We start from the raw sequence: 25,962 nt of genomic DNA, 5'->3' as shown, positions 1-25,962 counted from the left end.
ATGCAGGGCAGCGCGACAGGCGGCGTGGAAGCACACGTCAAGGGCATGGCGATCATGGTGCTCTCGGTGCTTTTGCTGCCGCTGATGGATGCGATCGGCAAGTGGCTTGCCATGGCGGACAGCATGCCTCCGGCCACGGTCACGTTCATGCGGTTTTTCATTCAGTGCTGGCTGATGTGCTTCATCCTGCTCGTCACAGGCGGCTTTACGGCATTGCGGACGCAGCATCTGGCGGGCAATCTCGTCCGGGGCGCGCTGATGGGTTTCGGCGGCTTATGTTTTTTCACGGCGGTCAAATACATGCCGCTCGCGGATGCTATGGCCGTTTTCTTTGCCGAGCCGCTCATCCTCACGCTTTTCTCCGCGATTTTCCTCAAAGAAAAAGTGGGCTGGAGACGGTTCAGCGCCGTTGGCATCGGCCTCATCGGCACGATGATCGTGATCCAGCCCAGTTTTGAGATCTTTGGCGCTGTTTCGCTCCTGCCGCTGGCAACCGCCGTGACTTTTGCGATCTACCTGATCCTCAACCGCAAATATGGCGCGAAGGAAAGCCCGCTTGTGATGCAGTTCTATGCCGGTGTCGGCGGATGGATGATGGCCGGGATCGCCATGATTATCGGAACCGAGGCGGGGATCGGCGACCTTGGTTTCGGCCTGCCGCAAGGCATCCTACCCTGGCTGCTTCTGCTGCTTCTGGGAACGATTGGAACCGTCAGCCATCTGATGGTGGTGCAGGCGTTCAAGCTTGCCCCGGCTTCCATGCTGGCGCCATTCCAGTATCTGGAAATCGTCAATGCGGTTCTGGTGGGCCTGATCGTGTTCGGCGATTTTCCGACACCATCGAAATGGTGCGGCATCGCCATCATCGTCGGATCGGGATTCTATGTGTTCATGCGCGAGCGCCGTGTGAAAGCTGATGCCGTGGCCTGAGGTGCGCTATTTTAGCTGGCGGGCTCCGAATACCGTCTCGAACGCCCTGCCAAGCGCGACATCCATGTCTCCCATTGTCACCGGCAATCCGAGATCGACAAGGCTGGTGACGCCATGCTCTGAAATTCCGCAGGGAACAATGCCGGAATAATGACCAAGATCGGGTTCGACATTGATGGCGATGCCATGAAAGCTTACCCAGCGGCGAAGACGGATGCCGATGGCGGCAATCTTGTCCTCGCACATGCCGCCATCGGCAAGACGGGGCTTTTCGGGCCGTGTCACCCACACGCCGACGCGATCCTCGCGGCGCTCGCCTTTGACATTGAATTCGGCAAGGCTTTCAATGATCCATTGCTCAAGGGCGGCCACGAAGGCGCGCACATCCTCGCGGCGGCGTTTCAGGTCGAGCATCACATAGGCAACACGCTGGCCGGGGCCATGATAGGTATATTCGCCGCCGCGTCCCGTGTTGAAGACAGGCAGGCTGTCAGGCGCCAGCAGATCGCTTGCATTGGCGCTCGTGCCTGCGGTGTAGAGTGGGGGGTGTTCCACCAGCCAGACCAGTTCGTTTGCGGTGTCATCCCGAATGGCCTGGACGCGCGCCTCCATGAAGGCGAGGGCGTCCTCATAGTCGGTCAGCCCTTCCGCGATGATCCAGTCTACGGGCGGTGCGTCGGCCTGTTGCGGCAGGAAAGAAGCTTCCAGCGCATCGCGTTCGCGGGGCTTTTGTGCGGCTGTCTCGGAAATGGGGGCGGCGGAACTGTCTGTCATAAGGGGGACATATGGCGGTTTTGCAGCGCAACCGCCAGATGTCAAAATGCCTCTCCAATCAATGAATCGCGAGTGGTGCCTCCCTTTCGCAGCGATTGCGCCCGCCTTGCTTGGCCCGGTAGAGCGCGCGATCGGCGGCATTGACGAGATGGCTGTAGTCGGGATGGCCGTTGAATGCCGCAACTCCGATGGACAGGGTTACAGACTGGCATGCACCATCGGGAAGGTTCATCGGCTGTTGCGCTATCTGCTTGCGCAGTTCCTCGCCGATGGCGAAAGCCCTGTCTGCGTCGGCTTCCACAAGAGCCACCAGAAACTCTTCCCCGCCATAGCGGAAAACGAAATCGCTCGGACGGCATAATGACAGGATCGCCTCGGCGACCTGCTGAAGGACCGCATCGCCACCGCTGTGCCCATATGTATCGTTTATGGTCTTGAAATGATCGATGTCGATCATCAGGACGCTGAGATCCATGGCCTTTTGTGAAGCCATCCGCACTTCGCGGGTCAGTATGGAGGGCATGAAACGGCGATTGAGCGCGCGCGTCAGCGGATCGCGGCCTGTTTCGAGTGCCGCCGCTGCCTGAAACAGTTCAGACAGCAGGAACTTCACTTCGCCGATCTTGGTTTGAAACAGGGTGAGCGAAGCTGCGAGACTGGCCGGGTCGTTCCGGCGGGCATTGTTGATGGCCGGCAGGAGAACATTGTCGATATGGTCCACGTTGCGGCGAATATTGTCCAATGTGCCGGAATTGGAAAACATGAGGTCAGCCTTGTGCTGCAACCAAAGGCCAAAATCGGAACTTGCGAGCGAGCGAAGCGGACTGTCGGCATTGCCGTACAGGTTGAAGAGGAGCGATTGGCTCCATTCCATGAGCGCGGCGCGTTGCGATTCGCGCTCGAGTGGAAAATCGTGGCTCAGCGTGAAAGCCCGATAGGCCTCGTCGGTCTGGGCGCTTTCACGTGCATCTTTCACAAAAGCCTGGCTCATGATTTCAATCGCGATGTCGATGGCATTGCTGACATGGACGATCAGGCGCGCCAGCGCTTCGCGGGTTTCGACCTCCTGCTCCAGGCGGCGAATGATCTCGTTCTTGAGCAGGCGTGCACCCTGCATGACGACATGGATCGGCACGTCGATGCGGGCGTGAACTTCGCCAACCTTGCGCTGCTCGCGGATGAATGCATCGACATCGTCCGCCTTTCTCTGAAACATCTTCAAAAGCCAGTCGCTCAGCGAATTATGCAGGCGTTCCTGGACCATTTTCTGCGACAGAAAGGCGGCTGCATCGCGGTTGCTCATCAGGCGATCATAGAAAACGCCGACAAATTGCGCCCGATGACCGTTGATGAGATCGCGGAGAAAGAGCGCATGGTCTTCGGGCAGACTGCTCACCAGCTCGACCCATTCGGCCCGGGTGGTGCCCAGGCCGGTTTTCTCCCCCCATGTGGTGTCGATTTCAGAGGTCGAATAATCCATGTTCTTGCTCCTTGCGATAACCGCAAGGCTCCGCCCCGCTACCGGTCCTGAACCGGTGCCCGATCGGCTGCGCGGATTGGAGATTCTGCGGCTTTTCCCTTGCTTCAAAGGGGTATGTGCAAACTCAACGGGCTCCTGATATCCCGACTTTCTTAAAAATCTCTCCGCAAAATTGCAGGTTATTAATTGGGGTATTGGGGAAGGTTCTTTTCCGGTGCGCGCGCTCGAGATTGATAGGGCATCGTAAGATTAAGTGACTTTACCAAATGGCTGTTTGGCCTACCTATCTGCGGGCAAGATTCCAATTCTGGCAAATTCGGGAAAGGGTCCCAGAATGAAGTTTACAGTACTTTCAGCGGCTCTCGCGCTTTTTGCGGTCACAGCAGTTGCCGAGGCCGCCGCGCCTGTCGCTCCGGTCACTGTGCCGGCCATTGCCGTTGATGGCGCGAGCCCTGCCATTCAGGTCGATTATCGCTGCGGTCGCGGCATGGTTCGTACCCCAAGTGGCCGTTGCATTACGGATCGCCGTTGGCGCAATGATCGCCATTCGCCACGCTATTATCGCGAACGGGACCGTGATCGTCGCTGGCGTCGTGATCGCAATCATCATCGCGACCGGATTTATATGGAGCCGCGCCGACGCGGTCCCCATAACTGAAAAGAAGCAAGGGAGCAGCGGTTTCGCTGCTCCCTTTCCTATTGGCCTGGCTTGCGTGTCTGAAAGAGTGTCGATTTAGGGAAAGACGTCCGGCGTCATGGGGGCAAGCACATCAATGACCAGTCCGCCGGGTGCGAAGTCGACATCACATGTGGCTTTCAGCTCGCCTGTAAGTACGGAATAGAGCAGCCGCTGACCAAAACCACGGCGGGCAGGGCGTTCGACCGTCGGCCCGCCGCTTTCAACCCAGCGCATGTGGAATCGCCGTGTTCCGTGTTTTTCGATGACGTTCCAGCTGAACTGGACTGTGCCGCTTTCATTGGAGAGCGCACCATATTTCACGGCGTTTGTTGCAAGTTCGTATAGGCCCAGCGATAACGATACCGTTACCCGATCGCTGACCACAAGTGCGGGGCCGTGTGCGCGAATACGGTGGCCGAAAGTGCTGTTGAACGGCGCGAGGGCGGTTTCGCATATCCGGCTGATGGACGTGCCCGTCCAGTCATCCTTCAGCAGCATGTCGTGGGCCTGGCTTAAAGCCCGAAGCCGCTCGCTGAACAGTTCGTTCGCCGTTTGGGGGTTGGTGGCATTGCGCAAGGTCTGGTTGGCGATCGATTGCACCATTGCCATCGAATTCTTGAAGCGATGTGAAAGCTCGCGCGTGACCAGTGCCTTGTCAGCTTCGACCTTCTTGCGTTCGGTAACGTCGATAACAATGCCCAGAAGCGTGGGGGATTTGCCCAGGAGGGCTTTGGCGCGGGTTTCCACCCAGCGCACCTGACCCAGCCTGTTGGTGATGCGATATTCCACCCGGAAAGGCTTGCCGGTGGCGAAAGATTCCTGCGAATGGTGAAGCAGCGTCATTCGATCTTCAAGCACCACCATGTCGATGATCTTGTCGTAATGGACGGGCTCGTCCGGGGTCAGTCCAAAAATGCGTCGATATTCGGCCGAGCAGTTGATTTCACCCGTATTGCAGTCCCGCGTCCAGAAGCCGATATTCGCCACCTCGACAATATACTGAAGCTGATCATTGCTGCGTTGCTTTTCGATCGAAAGCGTTTCGCGTTCTTTTTCCAGCTCGACCAATTTGCCGAGTTCCAGCGTTACATCCAGTTGCGATGAAACGAAATGATGAAGCGCGCCATCCTGGGTTTTCACCGGAGAAATATGCAGACGATTCCAGAATGGTTCGCCTGATTTCTTATAGTTGAGGATATCGATATCGACCGACTGCTCGGTATCGAGTGCCGCGCGGATCATCTCGACATGTCTGGGGTCTGTCGCCGGTCCCTGAAGGAAACGGCAGTTCTTCCCGATGATTTCCTCGCTGTCGTAACCGGTGAGGGTCTGGAAGGCCTTGTTGGCAAAGACGATCGGGTTGTCGGGCAGGCGTGGATTGGTGATGAGCATTGGCATGGGCGTCAGTTCAACTGCCGCCGTGAAAGGATTTGCTTCCTGGGAAAAGGATGCTCCCAACACTTTTACTGACGGCTGTATTCCTGTCGCCAATGCAAACCTCACTCGCTGAAAACGCTTACAAACAGCCCCGATTTCACGCAAGTTATCTCATTGTTGTGTAATTTGCTAACCAAAATAATGGAGTAGGCCGAACGAAACAGCACTTCTTTCGTTAGATTTCCGATCAAATAACCATGGAGTGCGGCCTGAAGAAAACATGCACGTATTTTCCGGCAATATTCAGCGGGCATTCATAAACGGCCAGCGATGATGGCATCACTGAAATGGAGAAGCACAGGATGAAAACCTTCAAAAAGATGATGGTCGGCCTTGTCGGTGCAAGCTTTTTGGTCGGGGCAATGGTTCCGGTTTCGGCGGCGCCCGTCATGCCCGTCGCGCCTGCGGCAAGCGCAGCCAGTGGAAATGACAATATTCAACAGGTCCGTGACGAGCGCTGGCGGCGCGGGCCGGGCTATGGACATTGGGGCAGGCACCGGCCTGGGCCTCGTCCTGGCTGGCATGGCCGTCCGTATCGTCCGGGGCCGGGCTACTGGAACGGTCATCGCGGCTATCGGCATTATCGCCACGGCTATCGCCGCCATAATGATGGCTGGTGGTATCCGCTTGCAGCCTTTGGCGCAGGCGCAATCATCGGCGGTGCGCTTGCATCTCCGCCGCCCCCGCCGGTCTATCGCGCGCCTGCTTATGGTTACAGCAATGCCCATATCCAGTGGTGCTATAATCGTTACAGGTCCTACCGGGCTTCGGACAATACTTTCCAGCCCTATAACGGCCCCCGTCAGCAGTGCTATTCACCATACTGACAGTAGCGTTCTGATAAAGGAGAGCATTGCCTGTTTCGATTGAAACATCGGAAATGCTCGATTGCTACAGTCGAGAAACGAACAGCGCGGCCTTATCCGCCGCGCTGTTGATAACCTTCGATATCCGGTCGATCCATTTTCTGACGAAGATAGTTTTTGAGCGTGGCAATCTTGTCTGCGTCCCATCCCGTCACGCCCGTGACCTCAATCCATGCATCGACGTAATGTTCCGGCGCATAGACATGCCCATATCCCATCGGGGTCGTGGTCCCAAAAGCCATGTCGAGCGTAAGCTGGAGCATGGTCACGACCGGATACCATCGCAACTGCGGTGAAACGTCCGGTCCGCGTGGTTCACGCATCCAGCCGGGCTGGCGGTAGAGGGACGAACTATCGAAGAAAGTCACCGGATCGCTGGCATATTGCAGGTAAACCACGCGCAATGGCCCCCACCGGGTTCCATTGCCCGGCGCCTCGCCGTTCTGGTTCATGAAACGTGCAAAGGAACCGTCGCGGAAAACCGGCAGCCATTCAGGCGTTCCGGGATTTCTGCGCCTGGTCATGGCTTTCCAATCGCGGCTCGGGAAGGGCGGCCCACTCCACAATGCGCCGTTGATCGGGTCATCCAGCATCTCGAAAAGTTCAGCCGAGACTTCGGAATTCATCGCGCCAAGGCTCAAACCATAGAGATAGAGGCGAGGGCGCTGGTCACGCGGCAGGTCTTTCCAGTAATTATAGATAGTGGTGAAGAGGGCGCGCGAGGCCTCTGCTCCATATTCCGGTTGAAAGAACAAGGACAAGGGGCTGGAAAGATAGGAATATTGCATGGCGACACTGGCAACGTCACCATTATGCAGAAATTCCAGTCCATCGATTGCTGCGGGGTCTACCCATCCGGTGCCGGTCGGCGTGATGACGACCAGGATCGATCGGTCAAACCCCTTCTGCCGTTTTAGTTCCTCAAGTGCGCGTTCGGCCCGCTGTTCGGGCGTATCCGCAATCTGTAGACCGGCGTAAACCCGTATCGGCTCAAGAGCATTTTCGCCGGTCAGGGCTGTGATATTGCCAGCCTGTGGGCCGGAGGAAACGAATTCGCGTCCGGCACGCCCAAGTTCATTCCAATGCAAAAGCGAGGCGGCGCTCCCCGTCTTGTCGGCTGCTGTTGGTTGCGGGCGATCCGGCTCGATCAGGGCATCATACTCGCGAAATGAACGGTCCAGAACTTTGAATGCGGACTGGATGAGCACGCCATTGGCAACGGTCCAGACAAGGACCACTGTGATTGCGACACCCAGGACATTCGCCACGCGGCGCGGCATGATGCGCTGCACTTTGGCAGAGATATATCTTCCCAATCCGATGAGAAGGCGAACAAGAATCAGCAAAACAAGAAATGTCAGCACTGCCAGAACACAGACGCTTACGGGATAAGCGCTCGGTACCGGCTCCATGTTCATGACGGCACGAACGGAATTCTGCCATCCGGCAGCGAAATGGAGTGCTGCGACGGCAACTGCCAGACAGACAATACCGACAACAAGATTGACGCGGCTGCGCAGCCTGTGTCGGGGTTCGGGCAATTCAAGATAATGCCACAGCCAGCGCCATAGCACGCCGATGCCATAACCGGCGCCGAAGGCGACGCCGCCGAGAATTCCCTGCATGACATAGGTGCGCGGAATGAGGCTTGGAGTGAGTGCCGCCGCAAAGAACAGCGTGCCCAGTGCCATACCGACGCCGGACAGGGAGCGTCGAAAATGGTAAAAAGCCCTGGTGGCCAGAGACATGAAACACCGCGCTGATTAGATCATTCAAATGAAAATAGCCTTAGCGCGACTGGGCGGCAAGGCCCGGCGTGTAAAAGCGAGGTTGCAAGGTTACCCGGTTGAACGGGCAGTGATTCAGAATCAGCTTTCTTACGCTGGTTTTTGGCGGGCGAGAGGCTTGAAAAGCCTTCAACTAACGACATCCAGCAGAAAAGGTGTGTCGCGGGTATGCTCATAGCCGTAATTTTTTGAATTTATGTTGGAGAAACCTGATTTTATGGTGTTGACCAATCCGTAAGCCGCCCTTATGTTCCGCCGCACTTCCGGGGGCGATTTTCTCCTTCAGGGAGCGCGTAGCTCAGCCGGTAGAGCAACTGACTTTTAATCAGTAGGTCCAGGGTTCGAATCCCTGCGCGCTCACCAAAATCAATTATTTATCCGCGATTGTTGATCAAGGCTTTACAGGACGCGACATTTTTCATCGCTTCCGCTTGCTTCATTTTTCTCATCACCTCAATCATACTCCGGCATTCCTGTTTCGATTGAGCTGAGCTTTTGGTGCGCCGACTCCCAGTCGATAAAGATGTTCGTCACTACAGCCTAAGCCGTGCGCTGTCGTAAACGAAAGTTGAAGGTGACAGATTTTGACTGCATGATAAAAACTATTCAAAAATACTGGGAGGGGACAATGATTGATAAGAAGGGCGCCCGTGCGCCCCGTATGTGGTCAATTGCATGGATCGAGCGTCTGTCGCTGCCAAAACTATTCGCGCTGACTGCGATCTGTAGCGCAACGACATGCATAATCCTCAGCCGATTGATCTAGAGAATTTCCAGTAAAATTGCGAAAAAACAATTAGTTATGGCGGTTTCAGCGATTCTGCTTTAACGGCACCGCTTTAGGAATGTCGCTCAAAAGTGGGCACTTGCTTCGCAGGGAAATCAGTTTTCTGACGGGTTTCTGATCAGCATTGATGAAGCCATCAATAAGCCTGGCGCGTTTGACCGCGCGCGGGGCTTTCTGCCTGAACATTGCCGTTGCTCTTTTTGAAACCTCAGCTGGCTGGCCGTGGGGGCAATCCTGCCCGGGTCCGCATCTTTTCCAGAAGGCTCGCGGCAATCGGCTCGTAATTTTCATCGAAATGATGACCGCCGGCCAGTTTCATGACGTCCATGCCCTTCAGCTCGGCAGCCGTACAGGCAGTATCGTCTTCTTCTTCGCCATAGACACAAACCACACGATCAAGCGGGATCGTCGAGATGGCCGGAACCACGTCCTTGTCGCCATCCATTCCGAGCCAGCCTTCGATGGACACTTGAAACGTCGTTGTCGTTTCGACACCGAGAAGGCCGATCAGCTTCGTGCGGTCCTGTATGGCAGGGTCCAGATATTTCCACGCAAAGGGGAAAGTATCGGCTCCGAAGGAATAGCCGAGCACGGCAACGGGCAATCTGTTCGTCGGGTCCACTTTTTTGATCATGGCGGTCGTGTCGGAGGCAATTTCTTCCGGCGTCCGTTCCGACCAGAAATAGCGCAGTGAATCCACGCCGATCACGTGGACGCCATGAGCCTGCAACCATTCACCGATGGATTTGTCGAGATCGCGCCAGCCGCCATCGCCGGAATAAAACACCGCGACCAGATCGGCTTTTCCTCCCTTGGCAGGCAGGTCGACGACAGGCAGGGCTTCGTTCTTGGCGTCCTGGTCTGCCATGGCGACGACGTTGTCGACGGCCATTTTCAGACGGGCGGGGAATTCCGGTGCCGATTGAAGCACGGCGACATTCTGCTGGCGGGCCGTTACCGGATTATTGACCGGCGATCCGGCCGGTCCGATCACAAGGGCGGGCGCTGGAAGTGCCGCGTTGAAGCCATAGGCAAAGCTGCCATCCGCCCCCTTGATGGCCTCTGCCTGCTCCGTACAGGAGGGAAGGCGGGTTCTCGCGGGCGTTGGGTCCAGCGAAACCGCGCCTGCAATCGTTGCATCGGGAGAATCGGAGGCGGCGGCATAGGCAATGGTTCCGCCCTGGCCGATCCCGGTCAGAACAGGGTGAAAATAGACGCCGAGATCGAGCCCGCGCAGCGCTTCCTTGGCGATGGCTTCAAAATCGGAGTCCAGATAGTTGCATTCGCCGTCCTCCTTATCGAGAGCGGCGCGCCAGGGCCCAAGCTCGACCGGCAGGACGATCATGTTCCGGGCAAGCATGGCATCCATGAAGCTTTTTTCCCGTTCGCCGATGCCGCCTTCGTCACTCAGCAGGATTGCGAGGCCAACGGGATCGTTCTTGGGCATATAGACTGGAATATTGGACAGCCGTTCCGCGCTGGCATGGATAACCGGTTCGTCGGAATCGGTGATCTTTGTCCAGAGCCGGGCGATCTTGCCGGTATGCATTGCGCCATACACCCCAGCCGCAGCCACCAGCGCGAGCCCCAGAACAGTAAGGAGAATACGTCTTTTCGTCATTTGCGGATGAACTCCAGAGGGCTGCCATTGATGAGGGTCGTGGCATCGAGAAGGGCGCGGGGCGTTTCAAGGCCGCCGGGACACACCATGTAATGCGGGGTCCAGACGGGGTCGAATTTTTCCTTGAACGCCTTCAGGCCGTCAAAGTGATAGAGGTCCGCGCCGCGGCGATAGATGAAGGAGCCAAAACGGTTCCAGCGGGAAGCCAGCCTGCTGCCGCTCAGGCCGGAAAGCGGGGCGGCACCGAGATTGAACCACTTGTAGCCTTCTTCCTTGCTGGCCATCAGCAGCTTGGCGAAGAGCGCGTCCATCAGGAGTTTATGCACATTGGGCATATATCGCATGAGGTCGACAGTGACTTCATATTTGTCCGCGCCGCGCCACATATTGGCGAAAGCCACGATTTCCCCGTCCTGTTTCAGCACCGCGACGTCGAAACGTTTCATGTATTCATCGTCGAAATAACCGAGCGAAAACCCCTTTTCGCTGCCAGACTTGAAATCGAGCCAGGCGTCGGAAATCGCGCGCAGACGCGGGATCAGCGGCGGCACATCCGCAGCCGGAATGATTTCAAATGTCAGGCCGTCCTTGTCGACCTTACGATCGGCGTAACGAAATGGCTGACGGCGCGGGCCTTCCAGGGAGAAATTCGTAAGCTCCACGCGAGCGACCTCGCCAAGCTTCAGGGCAACCAGTCCCATGTCCAGAAACAGCGGCAGGCTTTGCGGCCCGACGCCGTAGAACACGGTTCGCAGCGCAAGCTTGTCGGCCAGCCCATGAAAGGACCAGGCAAGCTCCTTGCCCGTTTGGGCATTGCCGATGGGCTCACCAAGCGCAATCAGGCTGCCGCCGGATTGCGCATACATGATGAAGGCGCTGTTGTCAGGCGCGAGAAGGAATTGTTTGTCGCCGAGCAGCGCCAGGGCGGCATCCGTATGCGGCCATTGGGCGACAAGATTGGGTACAGCATCCGGTATGGAATAATCCACCTTCCGCCTGCGGTGCCCATTTCGATTGATGAGCGAATAGAGACCTGCCGCAGCCACCACGGCGAAAACGAGTACGGTGGCGCGCAAAAAACGGGGCGCATTGCCGTTCCATGCGAAATCCCACCAGAGATCGTTGGAATATTCCACGTGGCGATAGACGAAAAAGCCGAGCCATGTGGAAACCAGCACAGTCGTGCCGACGGTCGCGATCCAGTTCCAGCTCAGGTCGAACGGACCCGAGATCGGGCGGCGATAGAACGAATCCCGGAATCCCCAAAGTGTAAGGGCGAAAATGCAGAGGATGGTGGCCTCTTCCCAGTCGAGCCCCTTGGTCAGGGAAAAGGCGGCGCCGCACAGAAGCAGGATTTGCGCCGCCACCCAGGCGCGCGCCAGCCGCTTCGACAGGCCGCGCGCGACGATGAGCAGTGCGACACCGACGAGGCTCGCGGCCAGATGCGACATTTCCATGAGCGATTCAGGAACGATGTCGGAGAGCAGCTTGACGCGATAGCGAAGGTCCGGCGTCGCGCCCGAAACAAGAAGGATGATGCCGCCGAGAAAGATGATGCTGGCCGAAAGGCCGGGGATAAGCGGCTCGACCAGGCGTTTGGCGAAGCGTGCCTGCTTGCCAAGCATATGGCGGCGGCGCATGGCCTCCCAGATGAGGATACCGGCGGTGGCAACCACGAGGGGAAGCACCGTGTAGATCAGGCGATAGGCCAGAAGGCCCGCGATCGCATCCGGCTTTCCGCCAAGGCCAAGCCCTGCGATGATCGTCGCCTCGAAAGCGCCAAGCCCGCCCGGTGCATGGCTTGCAATGCCAAGCACGATGGCGATCACATAAACGAGTGCAAAGACGGCGAAACTTGGCACCGCACTTTGCGGCATCAATACATAGAGCGTGGCGGCAGCGGCGCCCACATCCACCACACCGGCGAAAATCTGCGTGAGCGCGCCTTTGGAGTTGGGCAGGCGCAGGCTGAAAGAACCGAGGGTGACGCTGCGTTGGCCATGCGAAAGCCAGTAGATCAGCCAGCCGATGCCGCCAAGGATCAGAATGCCCGCGACAATATCGATCCTTGCGTCGATGGCGGAAAGGAAAGGCACGTCCTGCGGATCGATCAGCAGGGCCGCGCCCACCATGATGATGAGGGCGAACCAGATGGCGAACCATGAAGTGCCGACGATCTTGCCGATATCGGCAAGGCTTATGCCTTCCGCCGCATAGATGCGATAACGCAGCGCGCCGCCGGTCAGGAGCGAGAAACCGAGCGCGTTGGAAATCGCATAGCCAGCCGCACCGGCAACCGCTGCGATGCGGCGCGGTATCTGGTTGGGCGCGATGGTGTCCACCGCTACGACATCGTAAAGCGCCACGGCAGCATAGCTCAGCGCCGTGAAAAAGACCGCAAGCCCGAGCGTCGTCCATGAAATAGTGTGGAGGGCGGCCAGTGTTTCCGTGCGGGAGGTGTGCTGGAGCAGATTTTCCAGCACATAGATCGCCAGCAACGCGATGGCGATGCCTGCTATCGGAAACAGAAAATGTTGGTAGCGCTTGAGCCAGCCGAAATGTCTTGTCGACGTTACAGATGGTGTTGAAGGCACGTCATTATCAATAAGGCTCATAGGAACGTCGTCCGGTTGGAGCAATATATTATAAATCGCGCAATGACCCCGATTTGGGGCGAACTTGTGTTCGAGCGAGATGCCGCATTGAAAATATTCAAAGTAGAGCAGAAGTTGGTCTATATAAGCCTGCGGTTGGCCCAGGCCGCAAGTGATTTGATGGATTGAAAGAGGTATTGGTGCTCGATATTTCATATTTGACCGCGGCTGGCGCCGGTGCGCTGTCGTTTCTGTCGCCCTGTGTCCTTCCGCTTGTGCCGCCTTATCTGTGCTACATGGCGGGTGTCAGCGTCGAGGATTTTCGCGCGGAAAAGGCGACAACGGTTGCGGCGGCGCCTTCGGCGCGCCGTTCGCTGGCTTTTGCAGCAATTTGTTTTGTTCTCGGTTTCACCACGGTTTTCGTGGCGCTTGGCGCGGGCGCATCGTCCATCGGCGCGTTTCTGCGCGCCTGGCAGCAGGAGATCGCCATTGTCGCAGGCGTCGTCATCATTTTGATGGGCCTCAACTTTCTGGGCGTGCTGCGGCTTTCGTTCCTCTCGCGGGAGGCCAGGTTCCAGGCACGCAATGCGCCTGCCTCGCCGCTCGGCGCCTATATCATGGGGCTTGCCTTTGCCTTCGGCTGGACACCCTGCATCGGGCCGGTGCTGGGACCGATCCTCACGCTTGCAGGCGGCAGCAGCACGGTGGGCGAGGGGGCGCTTCTGCTCGCCACCTATTCGCTTGGACTTGGCATTCCGTTTCTCATCGCAGCCCTTTTTTCCGGCGCATTCATGCGCTTTCTTTCCCGCTTCCGGGTGCATCTCGGCAAGGTGGAAAAAGCCATGGGCGCGCTTTTGGTGGTTGCGGGTATCCTGTTCCTGACCGGCGGCATGCAATCTTTTTCGTACTGGATGCTTGAAACCTTTCCTGCGCTCGGGCAAATCGAAGGTCTTTTCCTGAAGACTGGCGCGTAAGCTTCCATATACGCTTTGATGCTATGTGCGGATAAGCCCTCAAAATTCGGACGACACCATGACAGACCGTACCTGCCTTTCCATCGTGCTTGCCGCTGGCGAAGGCACACGCATGAAATCGAATATGCCGAAAGTGCTGCATCGCGTGGCGGGCCTGCCGCTGGTGTGCCATGTCGTCAATGCGGTGCGGGGCACGGGCAAGAGCGATGTCGCGCTTGTGGTCGGTCGCGGTGCGGAAGAAGTGCGCGACGCGGTGGAAAAGATCGCCGGTCCGGTTTCGGCCTTCGAGCAGAAGGAGCGGCTCGGCACGGCCCATGCGGTTCTCGCCGCGCGCGAAGCCGTTGAGCGCGGCTATGACGACCTTCTCATCGTTTTTGGCGATACGCCGCTGATCGAGGCGCAATCGCTGCTGGCCGCGCGCGAGCGGCTGGCCCAAGGGGCCGATGTCGTGGTGATAGGCTTTCGCCCGGTCAGCCCGCACGGCTATGGCCGCCTGATCGAGGAGGGCGACAAGCTTGTCGCGATCGTCGAGGAAAAAGAGGCGACCGACGATCAGAAGAAAATCGGTTTCTGCAATGGTGGCCTGATGGCGGTGCGCGGTCAACAAGCGCTGGCGCTGCTTGATGCTGTCGGCAATGACAACGCCAAGGGCGAATATTACCTCACCGATATCGTCGCAATCGCACATGGCAAGGGGCTGAACGTCAGCGCCATTGAAGTGCCGGTCGATAATGTCATCGGCATCAACAATCGCGCTGAACTGGCGGAAGCCGAAACCATCTGGCAAAACCGCAGGCGTCGGGAGATGATGCTTTCCGGAGTGACGCTGATCGCGCCCGAAACCGTGTTCTTTTCCCATGATACGATCATCGAACCCGATGTCGTGATCGAGCCGAACGTCTTCTTCGGCCCTGCGGTGCATGTGGCGTCGGGCGCTCTCATCCATTCCTTCTCACATCTGGAAGGTGCGCAAGTGGGTGAGAAGGCCGAGATCGGGCCGTTTGCGCGGCTCCGCCCCGGCGCCGATCTGGGGACAAAATCCAAGGTCGGCAATTTCTGCGAAGTGAAGAATGCGAAGGTCGGCAAGGGCGCGAAGATCAACCACCTGACCTATATCGGCGATGCGGTTATCGGCGCTTCCAGCAATATCGGCGCGGGCACGATCACCTGCAATTATGATGGCTACAACAAATACAGGACCGTCATCGGCGACCATGCCTTCATCGGCTCCAACAGCTCGCTCGTTGCGCCGGTGGAAATCGGCGACAATGCCTATATCGCCTCCGGAAGCGTCATCACGGCGGACGTTCCAGCCGATGCGCTGGCCTTTGGCCGTGCGCGTCAGGAGACGAAAGAAGGCCGGGGAAAGGTCCTGCGGGAGAAGTATGCCGCCATCAAAGCGGCTAAAAGCACTTCAAAGTAATTGAACGGATGGGGGCGTTGACGGCAACAAGTCCGGTTGCCGTGGAGCTTCCAAGCCTTTAAAGGCTGCAACAGGCCAGACTTTCTTTTTGGAGCAACCATTCATGTGCGGAATCATTGGCATTATCGGAAACGACCAGGTCGCTCCGCGTCTCGTGGACGCGTTGAAACGCCTCGAATATCGGGGCTACGATTCCGCCGGTATCGCCACCTTGCAGAACGGCAAGCTTGATCGCCGCCGCGCCGAAGGCAAGCTCGTCAATCTGGAAAAGCGTCTTGCGGGCGAACCGCTTCCCGGCGTGATCGGCATCGGCCATACCCGCTGGGCGACGCATGGCCGTCCCGTGGAGCGCAACGCACATCCGCATATCACTGCCCGCCTTGCCGTCGTTCATAACGGCATTATCGAAAATTTCGCCGAATTGCGCGCGATGCTGGAAGCCGAAGGCTGCACGTTCGAAACGGAAACCGACACCGAAGCGGTCGCACATCTGGTGACGCGCGAACTGGAAAAGGGCAAGTCGCCGGTGGAAGCCGTGCGCGATAGCCTTCCGCATCTGAAAGGTGCCTTCGCGCTCGCTTTCCTGTTTGACGGCGACGAGGAACTGCTGATCGGCGCACGTCAGGGACCGCCGCTTGCCGTCGGCTATGGCGAGGGCGAAATGTTCCTCGGCTCCGATGCGATTGCGCTTGCGCCCTTTACCGATACCATCGCCTATCTGGAAGATGGCGACTGGGCAGTGCTGACACGCAAGGGCGTCAGCATCTTTGATGAAGACAACAATCCGGTTGAACGTCCGATCCAGAAGTCGCAGAACACCAATATGCTGGTGTCGAAGGGCAACCATCGTCACTTCATGCAGAAGGAAATGTTCGAGCAGCCGGAAGTCATTTCCCACACGCTTGCCAATTATCTCGATCTCGCGACGGGCAAGGTGCGCAAGGAAGCGATCGGTGTCGATTTCAGCAAGATCGACCGTCTGACGATCAGCGCCTGCGGCACGGCCTATTATGCGGCGACGGTTGCAAAATACTGGTTTGAGCAGATCGCCCGCCTGCCGGTCGACAGCGATATCGCGTCGGAATTCCGTTATCGCGAAATGCCGCTCTCGAAGGACTCGCTCGCCCTGTTCGTTTCGCAATCGGGCGAAACGGCGGATACGCTTGCGTCGCTGCGCTATTGCAAGGCGGAAGGGCTGAAAATCGCCTCGGTGGTCAACGTGACCGGCTCCACCATCGCGCGCGAATCCGATGCGGTGTTCCCGACGCTGGCCGGACCGGAAATCGGCGTTGCCTCCACCAAGGCCTTCACCTGCCAGCTGTCGGCCATGGCTTCGCTGGCCATTGCGGCAGCGCGTGCACGCGGCGCCATCGACGAGGCCCGCGAGCAGGAACTGGTGCGCCAGCTTTGCGAAGCGCCACGTTTCATCAATCAGGTCCTGAAGCTCGAAGACCAGATCGCAGCCGTCTGCCACGATCTGTCGAAGGTCAATCACGTGCTTTACCTCGGCCGCGGCACGTCCTTCCCGCTCGCCATGGAAGGCGCGCTGAAACTCAAGGAAATCTCCTATATCCACGCCGAAGGCTATGCTGCGGGCGAGTTGAAGCATGGGCCGATTGCGCTCATCGATGAAACCATACCGGTGATCGTCATCGCGCCGTCCGACCGTCTTTACGAGAAGACCGTGTCGAACATGCAGGAAGTGGCGGCGCGCGGCGGGCGTATCATCCTCATCACCGACAAGAAGGGCGCGCAAGGTGCGAGCGTCGATACGATGGCGACCATCGTTCTGCCTGACGTGCCTGAATTCATCACGCCGCTCGTCTATGCCCTGCCGATCCAGATGCTGGCCTATCACACGGCAGTCCTCATGGGCACCGATGTCGATCAGCCGCGCAATCTGGCAAAGTCTGTTACGGTCGAGTAATCAAGCCTCTACAGCACTATCTTGATAAGTTAATGGAAATGGCCGCGTGATGCGGCCATTGTGCTACCCGGCCCGAAGCAGCCGGATCGCCTCGTCGCGTCCGAAGAGATAGAGCAGCACGCGCAGGGCCTGCCCGCGTTCGGATTCCAGATCGGGGTCGCTCGTCAGAATATAGCGCGCATCCTTGCGGGCGATTTCCAGAAGGTCGCCATGCGCCTCGATGGAAGCAAGACGAAAACCCGGCGTGCCGGACTGGCGTGTGCCGAGAAGCTCGCCTTCGCCGCGCAGTTTCAGGTCTTCCTCCGCGATGCGGAAACCGTCTTCCGTTTCGCGCATCACTTTCAACCGCGCCTGTGCGATTTCGCCAAGCGGCCCCTTATAGAGCAGAAGACAGGTCGAGGGCCGGTCGCCGCGCCCCACGCGCCCGCGCAGCTGGTGCAACTGCGACAGGCCGAAGCGTTCCGCATGTTCGATGACGATGATGGTGGCATCGGGCACGTCCACGCCGACTTCGATCACGGTCGTCGCCACCAGCAGCCGCGTTTCGCCCTGCTTGAAGGCGCGCATGGCCTCGTCCTTTTCCGCTCCGCCCATGCGGCCATGGATAAGGCCGATCCGCGCGCCGAAAACCGATTTGAGGCTCTCGAAACGCTCTTCGGCGGAAGTGAGTTCAACAACCTCGGATTCCTCGACCAGCGGACAGATCCAGTAGATCTTCTGGCCTTCGCTGATGGCCTTTCTGATCCGTTCCACCAGTTCGCCCATGCGTTCCATCGGCACGATTGCGGTGGTGATGGGCTGGCGCCCGGCAGGCTTTTCGGTGAGCTTCGACACATCCATGTCGCCGAAAGCGGTGAGGACGAGCGTGCGCGGGATCGGCGTCGCGGTCATCACCAGCATGTCCGGCGCGGAGCCTTTCGCGGTCAGCATGAGGCGCTGATGCACGCCGAAACGGTGCTGTTCGTCGATGATGACGAAAACCAGATCGTGATATTCGACCTTTTCCTGAAACAGCGCATGCGTGCCGATGACGATGTCGATATCGCCGCTTTTCAGCCCTTCCAGAACAGCGTTCCGGTCGCGCCCCTTTTCGCGGCCTGTGAGAAGGGCCGCTTTCAACCCGGCTTTTTCCGCAAGCGGGGCGATGGTTGCAAAGTGCTGGCGCGCCAGCACTTCCGTTGGGGCCATGAGCGCCGACTGCCCGCCAGATTCCGCTGCATGGGCCATGGAAAGCAGGCCCACCACGGTCTTGCCGGAACCGACATCGCCCTGCAAAAGCCGCAACATGCGCTGCGGTGATTTGAGGTCGGTGATGATCTCGCGCACGGCCTGTTCCTGGGCCTTCGTCAGGCGGTAGGGCAGGTGGCGCATGATGTCCGTCACGATAGCGCCGGTGCCCTCCAGCGGGCGGCCTGAAAGCCTGCGAGTCCTGGCGCGCACGAGAGCGAGCGCCAGTTGGCCCGCCAGAAATTCATCATAGGCAAGCCTGCGCCGCGTGATGCTTTCAAGCGCGATATCGCCAGGCTCTTCCGGCTGGTGCAGTGTGCCGAGCGCTTGCCGGAAAGCCGGAAAGCGTTCGCGCGCCAGCAAGGGCGCATCGATCCATTCGGGCAGGACGGGCACACGGGTCAGCGCCTCCTTGATCGCGCGCCCCAGTGTCTTTGGCGACAGGCCAGCCGTCAGCGGATAGACCGGCTCGACAAGCGGCAGGCTGGCGGCATCGTCCATGCTTGCAATATAATCCGGGTGCACCATGGAAGCGCGCCCGTTGAACCATTCCACCTTGCCTGAAACGATGACGGTTTCACCTTCCGGCAGCATCTTTTGCAGCCATGGCAATTGGGCGTGGAAGAAGGTCAGCGCGATTTCGCCCGTATCGTCATGCGCAAAGACGCGATGGGGAACATTGCCACGCCCTTGCGGTGCTGGCTGGTGCTGATCGACAGTCACTTCCAGCGTGACGATTGCGCCTTCCTGCGCAAAGGCGATGCCGGGCCGGTTGCGCCGGTCGATGACGCTGTGGGGCGGGAGAAATAGAAGCTGGCCCACTTTCGGCTCTGCGCCCGGTACATCCGTTCCCAGCAATTTTCCAAGTAGGGCGGCAACCTTCGGGCCAATGCCGGAAAGCGAACGGACGGAAGCAAAAAACGGATCGAGCATGGATGGGCGCATGGCGCGAAACATTAACTGCTTCGCCCAGCGGTGCAAGGGCGGTGCCCAATCTTTCTGTGCTCTTTTTGTTCTTATCCGATAAACGGGTTCCCGTTTGCGCCCCAGATGCTATATACCGGCACTCGACAAGACCAATGGAGCATTTTCACGATGACTGGCAGCACTCTGGCGACGGAAAATCTGGATATACGGCGCCGCAAGCTTCTGTTTCGCGCCTGGCATCGCGGCATGCGTGAGATGGATCTGATTCTGGGGCAATATGCCGATGAATATATTGTCGGTTTCACCGACGACCAGCTCAACGAATTCGAGCATATTCTGGAAGTTCTGGACCGCGACCTCCTGAAATGGGTGACGGGCGAGAGCTCCATTCCCGGTGAATATGACACGCCGCTTTTCCGCGATATCGTGGCGTTCCGCGACCGTATAGAATTCTGAGAAAGACACTATGCCCGTTTTCAGCAAACTCGGCCTCAAGCCCGGCGCGATGGCGAATAAGGGGCGCCATATCGTCATCGACGGTGTGGCGGACGGTTTCGAGGCGTTCTGCCTTGCGCGTCTTGCGGAGGAGATCGGGGAACGCGGGCCGATCATGTATATCGTGCGCGACGGGCAGCGCATCGCCGATCTGGAACAGGTGCTGGGTTTCGTTTCGCCCGACCTGCCGGTGCTGCATCTGCCTGCCTGGGATTGCCTGCCCTATGACCGTGTGTCGCCGGGGGCGGATGCGGCAGCGCGCAGGCTTGCGGCGCTCAGCGCGCTTTCCGCGCTGAAAAAATCGCCGCATCCTGCAATCATCCTCACCACGGCCAATGCCGTGCTGCAAAAATTGCCGCCGCAGGCCGCGATTGCCGAACAGGTGATTTCGGCGCGCCCCGGCAACCAGCTTGACATGAACGATCTTGCCGCGCGGCTGGAACGCAATGGGTTCGAGCGTGTTTCCACCGTGCGCGACGTCGGCGAATATGCGGTGCGCGGCGGCATTCTCGATCTTTATGCGCCGGGAGCGGAGGAACCGCTGCGGCTCGATTTCTTCGGCGATACGCTGGAAACAATCCGCGCTTTCGACCCCGCCTCGCAGCGCACCACCGGCACCCGAAAGGAATTCGTGCTTCAGCCGATGAGCGAAATCACGCTCTCGCCCGATATGATAAGCCGGTTTCGCAAGAATTATGTCGCCATGTTCGGCGCGCCGCAGCGCGACGATGCGCTTTATCAGGCGATCAGTGAAGGCCGCCGCTTCGCGGGCATGGAGCATTGGCTGCCGCTTTTCTATGATAATCTGGAGACGGTTTTCGATCATGCCGGGCCAATGCCTGTCGTGTTCGACCATCTGGTGCATGAGGCGCTGACCGAGCGCCACACCATGGTTGTGGATCATTATGAAGCGCGGCTGCGGCAGGCGGAAGGCAAGGAGGCGGGCAGCGACGCCGTGCCTTACAAGCCGGTGAAGCCGGAAAGGCTCTATCTCACGCCGAAACAGGTCGAGGACGTCGCGGAAGCCGCTGGCCAGCGCATTGACCTCACGCCCTTCGGCGCGCCGGAAGTTTCCGGCCGTACCGTCGTTCATGCCGATGTGCACAAGGGCCGCAGCTTTGCCGAGGAGCGCGCCGCAACCGATGTGAACCTGTTCGAAGCGGTGGTGAAGCATATTGCCGACCTGCGCGCCTCCGGCAAAAAGGTGCTGGTCGCCGCCTGGACGGAAGGTTCGCTCGACCGTCTCTGCCAGGTTCTCGATGAACACGGGCTGGAGAAGATCGAGACCGTCGACCGGCTTTCCACCGTCAAGGCCCTGTCGCGCGACAAGGTGACGGCGGCTGTTCTGGCGGTCGAAAGCGGCTTCGATGCGGGCGATCTGGTCGTTGTTGCGGAGCAGGATATTCTGGGCGACAGGCTCATCCGCCGCTCAAGGCGCCGCAAGCGCGACCAGGATTTCATCTCGGAAGTCGCCTCGCTGACGGCTGGCGATATCGTCGTCCATGTCGATCACGGCATCGGGCGCTTTATCGGCCTCAAGACGATCACGGCGGCGGGCGCGCCGCATGACTGTCTTGAAATCCACTATGCGGGCGATGATCGTCTGTTCCTGCCGGTCGAGAATATCGAGCTTCTGTCGCGTTATGGTTCGGAAGGCTCGGATGCGGTTCTCGACAAGCTGGGCGGCGGCGCTTGGCAGGCGCGCAAGGCGAAGCTTAAAAAGCGCTTGCTGGAAATCGCCGGTCATCTGATCCAGATCGCGGCCGAACGCCAGATGCGCGGCGCGCCTGTGATGACGCCGCCGGATGGGCTTTATGCGGAATTTGCCGCCCGTTTCCCCTATGACGAGACTGACGACCAGCTGACGGCAATCGAGGCCGTGGCGGACGATCTTGCGGAAGGCAAGCCGATGGACCGCCTCATCTGCGGCGATGTCGGCTTCGGCAAGACGGAAGTGGCGCTGCGCGCCGCCTTCATCGCCGCCATGAGCGGCGTCCAGGTGGCCGTGGTCGTGCCGACCACGCTTCTTTCGCGCCAGCATTTCAAGACCTTCTCCAACCGTTTTCACGGCCTGCCGATCAATGTGGCCCATGCGTCGCGTCTTGTCGGCGCGAAGGAGCTTGCCGCGACGAAAAAGGGACTGGAAGAGGGAACGGTCGATATTGTCGTCGGCACGCATGCGCTTTTGGGCAGTTCCATCAAGTTCAAGAACCTTGGCCTTCTCATCATCGATGAGGAGCAGCATTTCGGTGTGAAGCACAAGGAACGGCTGAAGGAACTGAAATCCGACGTCCATGTGCTGACCCTTTCGGCAACGCCGATCCCGCGCACCCTGCAACTTGCGCTGACCGGCGTGCGCGAACTTTCACTCATCACCACGCCGCCGGTGGACCGCATGGCGGTGCGCACCTTCGTTTCGCCGTTCGATCCGCTCGTAATCCGCGAAACCCTTCTGCGTGAACGCTATCGCGGCGGCCAGAGTTTTTATGTCTGCCCGCGCATTTCGGACCTCACGGATATCGAGGCATTCCTGAAGGAACATGTGCCCGAGCTGAAAGTGGCCGTGGCCCACGGCCAGATGGCGCCGGGCGTGCTGGATGACATCATGAATGCCTTTTATGACGGGCAGTATGATGTGCTTCTTTCCACGACCATTGTGGAATCCGGCCTTGATATTCCGACCGCCAATACGATGATCGTGCATCGCGCCGATATGTTCGGCCTGGCGCAGCTCTACCAGCTGCGCGGTCGCGTGGGCCGTTCCAAGCAGCGCGCCTTTGCGCTGTTCACGCTCCCGGCGGGCAAGATGCTGACGCAGATGGCCGAGCGCCGCCTGAAAGTGCTGCAATCGCTCGACACGCTTGGCGCTGGCTTCCAGTTTGCAAGTCACGACATGGATATTCGCGGCGCGGGCAATCTGCTGGGCGAGGAACAGTCGGGCCATATCAAGGAAGTGGGCTTCGAGCTTTACCAGCAAATGCTGGAGGAAGCGGTGGCGACGCTGAAGGGCTCCGGCGAAGTGGAAGACAGCCAGTGGTCGCCGCAGATCGCCATCGGCACGGCGGTCATGATCCCGGAAGCCTATGTGCCCGACCTGCAATTGCGCCTTGGCCTTTATCGCCGTCTCGCCGATCTGGAAGAGCCGCAGGATATCGACGCCTTCGGGGCGGAACTGATCGACCGGTTCGGCCCGATGCCGGAAGAGGTGCAGCACCTTCTCAAGATCGTCTATATCAAGGCGCTCTGCCGCCGCGCCAATGTCGAGAAACTGGATGCCGGGCCGAAGGGCGTGGTGATCCAGTTCCGCAACGCGACCTTCAACAATCCGGTCGGGCTGGTGAAGATGATCGGCGAGCAGGGTTCCATGGCGAAGATCAGGCCGGACCAGAGCATCGTCTTCATCCGCGACTGGCCGACGCCGGAAAAGCGCCTCAACGGCTCCGCCGTCATCATGACGCAGCTTGCCAAGATCGCGGCGGGTTAGTTACCGGTCTTCGGCAATCCCCGGCTCAAAGCCTTCCGCTGTCTGGCGGATGGCATCGGCCAACACATCGGCTGTCTGCGCGCCCATGACGGCATATTTCTGGTCGATGATGAAGCACGGCACGCCGCGCACGCCGATGCGGCTGGCGGTGGCGATTTCCGCGCGGATCGTGTCCTTGTCGGCCTCGCTTTGCAGAAGGCGGGCCACCACTTCCGCATCCATGCTGACGCTTGCCGCCGCATCCACCAGCACCTCGTGATCGCCGATATCCTGCCCCTGCTCGAAATAGAGTGAGAACAACATGCCGACCATGCGGTCCTGTGTGTCGGGGGCGGCCTGCGCTGCCCAATGGATGACGCGATGTGCATCAAGCGTGTTCGGCGCGCGGGCAATGCCATCGAAATCGAAGACAATCCCGTTTTCTTCGCCAAGCTCGGTCAGTTGCTTGTGGATGTCATCGATCTTCCCGCCGCTGCCGAATTTCTCCCGCATATAGGCTTGGCGGTCCTTGCCCTGCGGCGGCAGGGTAGGGTCAAGCTGGAAGGGACGCCAGCGCACCTCCGCCTCCACTTCCGGCACCATGGCAAGAGCGGCTTCGAGGCGCTTGCGCCCCAGAAAGCACCATGGGCAGACGACGTCCGAGACGACATCGATCGTTATCTTTCTGGCGGCCATGGCAATCTCTCCGTGCAGGAACCGGAGGCGGCGCCTCCGGTTGAATACGCATCTTATATCGGGTGCATGTAGGGCGCGTTAAAGCCCGGTCACGGTTTTGCGTACCACCATGTCGGCAGCTGATAGCCATAGAGCGGGGTTTTCTGCGGATGCTGGATACGATCCCAGCGCGCCACCCACTGATAGGGCAGGTGGTATAGCGGAATATAGTAGTCGCCCGAGATCAGCACACGATCGAGCGCGCGGACCGCGCTCACGAAATCGGCGCGGCTCGTGGCGGCAAGCAGCGCTTCAATCATCGCATCGACCGCCGGATCGGCAACGCCGGGATAGTTGAAGCTGCCCTGAACATCGCGCGATGCCGATCCCCAGCGCATCCATTGCTCGTTGCCGGGCGAAAGCGACGCGGTGAGGGCGCCCAGAATCATGTCGTAATCAAATGTCTGGAGGCGCTGCTGATACTGGGCGTCGTCAACCGTGCGTATTGCAACCGTGATGCCCAGTCGCGCCAGATTGCGCTTATAGGCCAGCGCGACTTTCTCCTCGTCGGGCGATCGCGTCATGATCTCAAAGGCCAAAGGCTTGCCCGACGGATCGACGGCGAGGCCATGTTCAAACTGGAAACCGGCGTCGGTCAAAAGATCATAGGCTTCTTTTGCGGGCGTGCGGTCATGGCCGCTGCCGTCCGTTACGGGCGGATGCCAGGTTCCATTCATGACATCGTCGCGCACCGCGTTCGGGAAAGGGGCCAGCAATTCCCTTTCACGCGCATTGGCGGGCTTGCCGACGGAGGACAGTTCCGATCCTTCCCAGTACCCCTCCGTGCGGCGAAACTGACCGGCGAAAAGATTGCGGTTGGCCCATTCGAAGTCGAACAGCAGTCCAAGGGCCTGCCGGACGCGGCGGTCGGCAAAGATCGGACGGCGCGTGTTGAACACGAAGCCCAGCATGTTGGCCGGCGTGCCCTTTTCAAAACTGTCCTTGATGACCCGACCTTGCTTCACTGCCGGAAAATCGTAGAGATTTTCCCAGCGTGTCGGATTGTCCTCAATGAAAATGTCGAGAAGGCCCTTCTTGAACGACTCGAACAGCGCCGTCTCGTTTCGGTAATATTCAACCGTCAACGTATCGAAGTTGTTGAGACCGCGCTGCACTGGCAGGTCCTTGCCCCAATAATCGGGATTGCGCTTGAAGATGATACGCTGGCCGGGCTGCACGCTGGAAACGAGATAGGGGCCGCTGCCGACAGGCGGTTGCAGGGATGAGTTGCCGAACGTTGCAGGATCGATTGCGTGCTTTGGCAGCACCGGCATCGAAGCGGCGATCAGCATCGGAAATTCACGGTCCGACTTGTCGTTGAAGGTGAACCGCACGGAACGCTCGCCCGTCTTCTCGATCTTTTCAACGCGACTCATCCGGCTGTTGTAGGGTGGGCGGCCCTTTTTCGTCAGGATGTCATAGGTAAAGAGCACGTCGTCCACCGTCACCGGCTGGCCGTCCGACCATTTTGCCTTCGGGTTGAGCGTGAACTCGACCCATTTGCGATCAGGGTCGATGGATATTTTTTCGGCCAGAAGGCTGTAAAGGGTAAAGGGTTCGTCCCGCGAGCGCTGCATGAGCGTTTCAAAGACCAGATTGCCAAGCTCTCCATCGCCGAAGAGGCCCCGCGCGGTCGTGCGCATGCTTTTGAGCACAAAGGGGTTGAGGCTGTCGAAGGTGCCGACCACGCCCATTTTGAGGGCGCCGCCCTTCGGTGCATCGGCATTGGCATAGGGAAAATGGGTAAAGTCAGCCGGAAGCGCCACGTCTCCATGCATGGAGAGCGCATAGTCGAGCTGTGCTTCGGCCACCGCCTGCACCGGCATCGTAACGACG

At 59.0% G+C, this 25,962-nt stretch carries 17 protein-coding genes and 1 tRNA gene; 9 read left to right on the top strand and 9 right to left on the bottom strand.

Annotation, left to right across the window (positions count from 1 at the left end; translation table 11 throughout):
* Complete coding sequence (locus tag AVM02_RS09430; protein ID WP_411506706.1) at window positions 1–930, top strand: DMT family transporter; 930 nt, start codon at window positions 1–3, stop codon at window positions 928–930.
* A 6-nt stretch (window positions 931–936) separates the two neighbouring features.
* On the opposite strand, the gene lipB is transcribed toward AVM02_RS09430, so the two are convergent.
* Together lipB and AVM02_RS09420 are read right to left on the bottom strand one after the other, a co-directional pair.
* Window positions 937–1,704, bottom strand: a complete 768-nt coding sequence (gene lipB / locus AVM02_RS09425) for a lipoyl(octanoyl) transferase LipB (protein WP_411506705.1) — start codon at window positions 1,702–1,704, stop codon at window positions 937–939.
* A 58-nt stretch (window positions 1,705–1,762) separates the two neighbouring features.
* The gene (locus tag AVM02_RS09420) at window positions 1,763–3,184 is read right to left on the bottom strand and encodes a GGDEF domain-containing protein (RefSeq protein ID WP_411506704.1); all 1,422 of its coding nucleotides are present in this window, start codon (window positions 3,182–3,184) and stop codon (window positions 1,763–1,765) included.
* Between the two features lie 334 nt (window positions 3,185–3,518).
* Between AVM02_RS09420 and AVM02_RS09415 the strand changes: the two genes are divergently transcribed.
* Window positions 3,519–3,842, top strand: coding sequence for a hypothetical protein (locus AVM02_RS09415; protein WP_411506703.1), 324 nt, complete (start codon window positions 3,519–3,521; stop codon window positions 3,840–3,842).
* Window positions 3,843–3,917: 75 nt separating this feature from the next.
* Here AVM02_RS09415 and AVM02_RS09410 read toward each other — a convergent pair whose 3' ends face one another.
* Window positions 3,918–5,354, bottom strand: coding sequence for an HWE histidine kinase domain-containing protein (locus AVM02_RS09410; protein WP_411506702.1), 1,437 nt, complete (start codon window positions 5,352–5,354; stop codon window positions 3,918–3,920).
* Window positions 5,355–5,587: 233 nt separating this feature from the next.
* On the opposite strand from AVM02_RS09410, the gene AVM02_RS09405 reads away from it, so the two are divergent.
* A complete protein-coding gene (locus AVM02_RS09405) occupies window positions 5,588–6,127 on the top strand; it encodes a BA14K family protein (protein WP_411506701.1) in 540 nt (179 codons plus the stop codon).
* A gap of 92 nt (window positions 6,128–6,219) precedes the next feature.
* Here AVM02_RS09405 and AVM02_RS09400 read toward each other — a convergent pair whose 3' ends face one another.
* A complete protein-coding gene (locus AVM02_RS09400; RefSeq protein WP_411506700.1) occupies window positions 6,220–7,914 on the bottom strand; it encodes an alpha/beta hydrolase in 1,695 nt (564 codons plus the stop codon).
* Between the two features lie 326 nt (window positions 7,915–8,240).
* Here AVM02_RS09400 and AVM02_RS09395 point away from each other — a divergent pair.
* A tRNA-Lys gene (locus AVM02_RS09395) sits at window positions 8,241–8,316 on the top strand.
* 632 nt (window positions 8,317–8,948) lie between these two features.
* On the opposite strand, the gene AVM02_RS09390 is transcribed toward AVM02_RS09395, so the two are convergent.
* Together AVM02_RS09390 and mprF are read right to left on the bottom strand one after the other, a co-directional pair.
* Window positions 8,949–10,361, bottom strand: coding sequence for an AcvB/VirJ family lysyl-phosphatidylglycerol hydrolase (locus AVM02_RS09390; RefSeq protein ID WP_411506699.1), 1,413 nt, complete (start codon window positions 10,359–10,361; stop codon window positions 8,949–8,951).
* On the bottom strand, window positions 10,358–12,976 hold the full coding sequence (gene mprF / locus AVM02_RS09385) for a bifunctional lysylphosphatidylglycerol flippase/synthetase MprF (protein WP_411506698.1): 2,619 nt from the start codon (window positions 12,974–12,976) through the stop codon (window positions 10,358–10,360). Before mprF ends, AVM02_RS09390 begins: the two co-directional genes overlap by 4 nt.
* 179 nt (window positions 12,977–13,155) lie before the next feature.
* Here mprF and AVM02_RS09380 point away from each other — a divergent pair, with 179 nt between their 5' ends.
* From AVM02_RS09380 to glmS, 3 genes are all read left to right on the top strand, one after another.
* On the top strand, window positions 13,156–13,929 hold the full coding sequence (locus tag AVM02_RS09380) for a cytochrome c biogenesis CcdA family protein (protein ID WP_411506697.1): 774 nt from the start codon (window positions 13,156–13,158) through the stop codon (window positions 13,927–13,929).
* A 58-nt stretch (window positions 13,930–13,987) separates the two neighbouring features.
* Window positions 13,988–15,352, top strand: coding sequence for a bifunctional UDP-N-acetylglucosamine diphosphorylase/glucosamine-1-phosphate N-acetyltransferase GlmU (gene glmU / locus AVM02_RS09375; protein ID WP_411506696.1), 1,365 nt, complete (start codon window positions 13,988–13,990; stop codon window positions 15,350–15,352).
* A 103-nt stretch (window positions 15,353–15,455) separates the two neighbouring features.
* The gene (gene glmS, locus AVM02_RS09370) at window positions 15,456–17,279 is read left to right on the top strand and encodes a glutamine--fructose-6-phosphate transaminase (isomerizing) (protein ID WP_411506695.1); all 1,824 of its coding nucleotides are present in this window, start codon (window positions 15,456–15,458) and stop codon (window positions 17,277–17,279) included.
* Window positions 17,280–17,342: 63 nt separating this feature from the next.
* Here glmS and recG read toward each other — a convergent pair whose 3' ends face one another.
* Window positions 17,343–19,463 carry an ATP-dependent DNA helicase RecG gene (gene recG, locus AVM02_RS09365; RefSeq protein ID WP_411506694.1) on the bottom strand — a complete coding sequence of 707 codons (2,121 nt, stop codon included), beginning with the start codon at window positions 19,461–19,463 and terminating at the stop codon, window positions 17,343–17,345.
* Window positions 19,464–19,601: 138 nt separating this feature from the next.
* On the opposite strand from recG, the gene AVM02_RS09360 reads away from it, so the two are divergent.
* Both AVM02_RS09360 and mfd read left to right on the top strand, forming a co-directional pair.
* Complete coding sequence (locus AVM02_RS09360) at window positions 19,602–19,889, top strand: succinate dehydrogenase assembly factor 2 (RefSeq protein ID WP_411506693.1); 288 nt, start codon at window positions 19,602–19,604, stop codon at window positions 19,887–19,889.
* Between the two features lie 10 nt (window positions 19,890–19,899).
* On the top strand, window positions 19,900–23,412 hold the full coding sequence (gene mfd / locus AVM02_RS09355; RefSeq protein WP_411506692.1) for a transcription-repair coupling factor: 3,513 nt from the start codon (window positions 19,900–19,902) through the stop codon (window positions 23,410–23,412).
* On the opposite strand, the gene AVM02_RS09350 is transcribed toward mfd, so the two are convergent.
* The gene (locus AVM02_RS09350; RefSeq protein ID WP_411506691.1) at window positions 23,413–24,087 is read right to left on the bottom strand and encodes a DsbA family oxidoreductase; all 675 of its coding nucleotides are present in this window, start codon (window positions 24,085–24,087) and stop codon (window positions 23,413–23,415) included.
* A gap of 89 nt (window positions 24,088–24,176) precedes the next feature.
* Window positions 24,177–25,952, bottom strand: a complete 1,776-nt coding sequence (locus AVM02_RS09345) for an extracellular solute-binding protein (RefSeq protein ID WP_411506778.1) — start codon at window positions 25,950–25,952, stop codon at window positions 24,177–24,179.
* Window positions 25,953–25,962: the final 10 nt, after the last annotated feature.

Origin of the sequence: Brucella anthropi, from assembly GCF_046630315.1 — a bacterium.
Classification (GTDB): Bacteria; Pseudomonadota; Alphaproteobacteria; order Rhizobiales; family Rhizobiaceae; genus Brucella; species Brucella anthropi_A.
Note: the sequence above shows the minus strand (reverse complement) of the source record. Positions and strands in the feature narration are given on the sequence as shown.